Genomic DNA, 4,914 nt, shown 5'->3' on the forward strand with positions numbered 1-4,914 from the left:
CCCCCAACTGCCCGATCTCAAATCCCCCCAACCCCCCTTTTTCAAAGGGGGGCTTTGATGTGTCCTTTTCCAAAGACGGGTTTTCCTCATCTCCCCCCTTTGAAAAAGGGGGGTTGGGGGGGATTTTGCCCACCGTAGGTGGGCTGTGAACCACCCGCCACGCCACATTCACCCGCTGCGCATCAGGATCAAGCCAGATGCGCTGCTCAATCCGCAGCATCCCGATAGCAAAGCGCCACACCGGCAGCCGCCCTTCCAGATGAAATGACTCCAGATGACGATAGCCGGGCGGCGACACTGCGCCGCTCGCCCAGCGATTGGTGAACAGCGGCCACTCGTGCGCCCCGTCAAGCAAGGTCGCATCAGCTTTTGCCAACAGCAGCATCCGTCCGAGCGGCGGCGTCACTGGTGCCAACAGCAGCCCGTGATAACGGCGCGTCAAGGTGCCAGCGATGGTGCCAGCGGCATACGCGCCGCGCCCGTTGGTCAGCCACCACTCGCGGCGTTCGGCTTGGTCAAGCTGCCCGCAAATCTCACGCCCACAGTGGACGAGCTGCGGCAGCGCGATGGCGGAGGGCGGCGTCATTGCAAATGCTGCTGCAAAAATGGCGTCACCGCCGCGAGAAATGCGGCTGGCGTTTCTTCATGCGGAATGTGACCGCAGTCTGGAATGACGACGAGTTGCGCGTTCGGCACTGCCGCTGCCAACCGCTCACTTTCCTCCGGCTTCACGGCGCGATCATGCGCCCCGGTGATGACCAGCGTCGGCAGCGTCAAGCCCGGCACCTGCGTGTCCAGCCCCAGCGGTTTGGTGGCTAAAAACGATTCCAAAAAGGCGCGATCCCACGCTTCCGCCATGAAATCAGCGCGATACGCCGCGATATCCGCCTCCGTCAACAGCTCCTGCCGATGCCACAGCGCCCGCAGTGCTTTGGTGTAAAACACGCCGATCATCACCCGCATCAGCCGCGCAAACAGCGGTTTCGCTGCCGTCATCATTTTCAGCATCGGCGCGGGCAATTTGCTGGTCGCATACGCGCTATAAACCATCGCGCCCACCAGCACCAACGCCTGCACGCGCTCCGGCTGGCGCAAGGCGGTGAGCAAAGACACGGTGCCGCCGGTGGAATGTCCGATCACAATGGCGCGAGTAAATCCGAGTTGTTCAATCATCGCTGCGACCAGATCGCTTTGTGCCTCGGCGCTGTAAAGTGCTGCGCCGCCGGTTTTCGGCACGGGGCGCGAGGTTTTGCCGCACAGCGGGCGATCAATGGCGACGACGGTGGCGTGTTGTGCCAGCTCGGCGGTGACGTGTCGCCACGAGCGCACACTCAAAAAACTGCCGTGTAACAGCACAATCAGCGTCGGCTCGCTGCCGAAACGCTGGTAATGCACCCGAAAGCCGTTGGTGTCGAGAAAATGACTGGTCGCAGTGGCGGTGGAGCTGGGCATGAGAACGGTCTCTAGTGTTTAGTGAGGGTCAGGGTGATAAGCCTGCAACATGCGGAGCACGGTTTTGGAGTGGGCGCTGGCGGGTTGACCGTTGAGGGAATGCGCCAACGCCCGCTGGTGCGTCGTTGCGCGTGCGACAATCACCGCCTCCTGTTCGCGCACCGCCTGCAACGCCTGCTGCTGCGCCAGAGTCAGCGCGGGATTCGCCGCAATTTGCGTCACCAACCACGCCCGTCGCTTTTGAATTCGCTCGGCAAGCGCCCAATCATCAGTCAGCGCAGCTTGCTTGAGTTGGGTCGTTGCTTGAGTTAAAGCGGCGATTAAATCAGTGAGATTGGGCATGGCGGGTTTTAGTTATCAGTTTTCAGTTAAAAAAAGCTGCCAAAGTAAATCATCTTTATCAACATTTTTTATTAAAAATTGATTTCTCAACATTAAATTTTCTCCACTGAAAACTGATTACTGACAACTCAAAAAAATGACGCCGCCAACCGCTTTTCCTTGGGCAATTTTTTTAATGGGGCCGACCGCCGCCGGTAAAACCGAATTGGCGGTGGCGCTGGCGCGACGCTTGCCGTGCGAGCTGATTAGTGTCGATTCGGCGCTGGTCTATCGTGGCATGGATATTGGCACAGCAAAACCCAGCCCCGCGCTGCTGGCAGAAATTCCGCATCATTTAATCGACATTCTTGATCCCGCCGTCCCTTATTCAACCGCTCAATGTCGTCACGACGCGCTTGCGGCAATGGTCGACATCACCGCTCGCGGGCGGATTCCGCTGCTGGTGGGCGGCACCATGCTCTATTTTCGGGGTTTGCAGCAGGGCTTGGCGACCTTGCCCAGCGCCAACCCCGCCGTGCGTGACGCCCTGAGCGCCGAAGCTGCCGTCATCGGTTGGTCAGCACTTCATGCCCGTTTAACCGCGCTCGATCCCGTCACCGCCGCCCAGATTCATCCCCACGACCCGCAACGCATTCAACGGGCGCTCGAAGTTCACGCGCTCACCGGTCGCCCGCTCAGTGCGTTGATCGCAGCCGCTGCCGCCGCGCCACTGCCGTATCGGCTGCTGAAATTCGCTCGCGCCCCGCACGACCGCGCCGTGCTGCACACCAGAATTGCCCAACGCTTTCACGCCATGCTTGCCGATGGTTTGATTGACGAAGTGCGCAGCCTGCTGGCGCGAGGCGATTTAACGCCGGATTTACCGGCGCTGCGCTGCGTCGGTTATCGGCAAGTCGTTGAGTATTTAAGCGGCGCAATTGACCACGCCACGCTGGTGGAACGCGGCATCATCGCCTCGCGCCAGCTCGCCAAGCGCCAGCTCACTTGGCTCCGCGCCGAACCGGATTGCCACTGGCTCGCCGATGAACCAGAACCGCTGAATGCTGCGATGCAATTGATTGAGCAGACAATTATTAACGCGCCGCTGCCGGAGTTGCGTTAAGCTCAACGGCATATAATGAAACGCTAATGGAACTGAAAAGATGAAAAAGATCGTGTTATTGCTGATTGCTGGCGTGTTGGTGCTGGGTGGCGGGGCGCTGGCGGTGTTCATTTTTATCGTGCAAAACGTCGAAACGCCGGTTTATCAGGTCGTGATGCAAGACGGCGCATTTGAAGTCCGCGCTTATCCGGCGCTCGTCGTGGCGGAGGTGCTGCGCGAAGGGGATCGCAAAACCGCGCTGCGAGCGGGTTTTTCACCGCTGGCGCACTACATTTTTGCCAAAGAACGCGGCGGCGAATCAGTGGCGATGACTGCGCCCGTGACGCAGCAACGTGAGGAACCCATCGCCATGACCGTGCCGGTGACGCAAAGCCCGACTGCGGCTGGCAAGTGGGTAGTGCGGTTCATCATGCCGGCGAGCTACACCCGCGAGAGCTTGCCCGCGCCAGCAACTGCTGATCTCACCTTGCGCGATGTGCCCGCTCGCCAAGCCGCCGCCGTGCGTTTCAGTGGTCGCGCCACTGATGACTTGATCGCCGCGCAGGAGCTGGCGCTGCGGGAGTGGTTGAAATCACGCAATCTCACTCCGGTCGCGGCGCCGATTTATGCCTATTACAACGATCCGTTGACGCCCGGCATCTTCCGCCGCAACGAAGTCATCATCGACATTGCGCCCATCGCGCCGGAGAGCCGTTAATGACCGTCGTCAAACCGCATTCCACTTCTAGCGTTGAGAACCGTGAGCCGATTTTGGCGGTGCTCCAGCCGCTGTTTGCCAACGTCGGGCGCGTTCTCGAAATCGGCAGCGGTACCGGTCAACACGCGATCTTTTTCGCTGCCGCGCTGCCGCATCTGATCTGGCAAACCAGCGAGTTGGAAGACAATTTGGCGGGCATTCAGCTCTGGCTGGATGAAGCGGCGCTGCCGAATACGCCGCCCCCGCTGCAACTTGATGTCAGTCACATCTGGCCCGATGCGCTATTTGATGCCGCATTCACCGCCAACACTGCGCACATCATGTCGATTGTCGATGTGGCGATGATGTTTTGCGGCATCGGCGCGGTGCTCAACCCCGGCGGATTGTTCGTCCAATACGGCCCGTTTAACGAAGGTGGGCAATTCACCAGCGCCAGCAATCAAGCCTTTGATGCGTCGCTGCGCGAGCGCGATCCGCGCATGGGGCTGCGCGATGTGGACGAATTGCAAGTCATCGCCGCTCGCCACGACCTGACCTTGCTTGCCAAGCATCAGATGCCGGTGAATAACCAGATTCTCGTCTGGCAACGCGCTTGATTGCGTCCATGACCACGCCGCCCGATCTCTTTTCGTACCGCAAATTCTGGGCACATCGCTTCGGCACGGCAGCGGAATTGCCGCTCACTCGCGCCGAAATGGACGCGCTCGGCTGGGACAGTTGCGACGTGATTTTGGTGACGGGCGATGCTTACGTCGATCACCCTTCTTTTGGGATGGCGATCATCGGGCGGCTGCTGGAAGCGCAGGGTTTTCGCGTCGGCATCATTGCGCAGCCGGATTGGACGAGCGTTGCCGATTTTCAGCGGCTGGGACGCCCGAATCTGTGGTTTGGCATCACTGCCGGCAACATGGATTCGATGGTCAACCGCTACACCGCCGACCGTCGTCCGCGTTCTGATGACGCCTACACCCCGGACGCAGTGCCCGGACGGCGTCCCGACCGCTCGGTGACGGTGTATGCGCAGCGGGCGCGGGAAGCGTTCAAAGGCGTGCCGATTGTGCTCGGCGGAATTGAAGCGAGTTTGCGGCGGATCGCGCATTTTGATTATTGGTCGGAGACCGTGCGCCGCTCAGTGTTGATTGATTCAAAAGCAGATTTTCTGATCTTTGGCAACGCCGAACGCGCAGTTGTGGCGCTGACGCATCGGCTGGCGCAGGGCGAAGCAATCCACAGCATCCGCGATCTGCGCGGCACGGCGTGGGTTGAATCTGCTGCGAAAACCGCAACGGATCAAATCCCCCCAACCGCCCGATCTCAAATC

6 protein-coding genes and 1 pseudogene are annotated in these 4,914 nt (G+C 60.0%); 4 read left to right on the top strand and 3 right to left on the bottom strand.

Going from position 1 to position 4,914, the window contains the following annotated elements:
• From CKO12_RS13835 to CKO12_RS13845, 3 genes are all read right to left on the bottom strand, one after another.
• Positions 1-586: glycogen debranching enzyme N-terminal domain-containing protein (locus tag CKO12_RS13835; protein WP_200155312.1), on the bottom strand; the 586-nt coding region annotated here is incomplete at its 3' end.
• Entirely contained in the window at positions 583-1,452 is an 870-nt protein-coding gene (locus CKO12_RS13840; protein WP_200155313.1) for an alpha/beta fold hydrolase, read from the bottom strand. The genes CKO12_RS13835 and CKO12_RS13840, both read right to left, overlap by 4 nt.
• A gap of 18 nt (positions 1,453-1,470) precedes the next feature.
• A complete protein-coding gene (locus tag CKO12_RS13845) occupies positions 1,471-1,794 on the bottom strand; it encodes a hypothetical protein (protein WP_200155314.1) in 324 nt (107 codons plus the stop codon).
• 136 nt (positions 1,795-1,930) lie between these two features.
• Here CKO12_RS13845 and miaA point away from each other — a divergent pair, with 136 nt between their 5' ends.
• From miaA to CKO12_RS13865, 4 genes and pseudogenes are all read left to right on the top strand, one after another.
• Positions 1,931-2,896 carry a tRNA (adenosine(37)-N6)-dimethylallyltransferase MiaA gene (gene miaA / locus CKO12_RS13850; RefSeq protein ID WP_200155315.1) on the top strand — a complete coding sequence of 322 codons (966 nt, stop codon included), beginning with the start codon at positions 1,931-1,933 and terminating at the stop codon, positions 2,894-2,896.
• A 40-nt stretch (positions 2,897-2,936) separates the two neighbouring features.
• Complete coding sequence (locus tag CKO12_RS13855; protein WP_200155316.1) at positions 2,937-3,593, top strand: SOUL family heme-binding protein; 657 nt, start codon at positions 2,937-2,939, stop codon at positions 3,591-3,593.
• Positions 3,593-4,189, top strand: coding sequence for a DUF938 domain-containing protein (locus tag CKO12_RS13860; RefSeq protein WP_200155317.1), 597 nt, complete (start codon positions 3,593-3,595; stop codon positions 4,187-4,189). The genes CKO12_RS13855 and CKO12_RS13860 overlap by 1 nt, the downstream gene beginning before the upstream one ends.
• A gap of 8 nt (positions 4,190-4,197) precedes the next feature.
• Positions 4,198-4,914 (top strand): annotated as a pseudogene (locus CKO12_RS13865) (YgiQ family radical SAM protein); the annotation flags it as partial.

Source organism: Chromatium okenii, from assembly GCF_016583745.1.
GTDB classification, from domain to species: Bacteria; Pseudomonadota; Gammaproteobacteria; order Chromatiales; family Chromatiaceae; genus Chromatium; species Chromatium okenii.

Coding starts and splice junctions, on each gene's coding strand:
- CKO12_RS13840 (WP_200155313.1), bottom strand. CDS start 1,452: ATGCCCAGCTCCACCGCCACTGCGACCAGTCATTTTCTCGACACCAAC.
- CKO12_RS13845 (WP_200155314.1), bottom strand. CDS start 1,794: ATGCCCAATCTCACTGATTTAATCGCCGCTTTAACTCAAGCAACGACC.
- miaA (WP_200155315.1), top strand. CDS start 1,931: ATGACGCCGCCAACCGCTTTTCCTTGGGCAATTTTTTTAATGGGGCCG.
- CKO12_RS13855 (WP_200155316.1), top strand. CDS start 2,937: ATGAAAAAGATCGTGTTATTGCTGATTGCTGGCGTGTTGGTGCTGGGT.
- CKO12_RS13860 (WP_200155317.1), top strand. CDS start 3,593: ATGACCGTCGTCAAACCGCATTCCACTTCTAGCGTTGAGAACCGTGAG.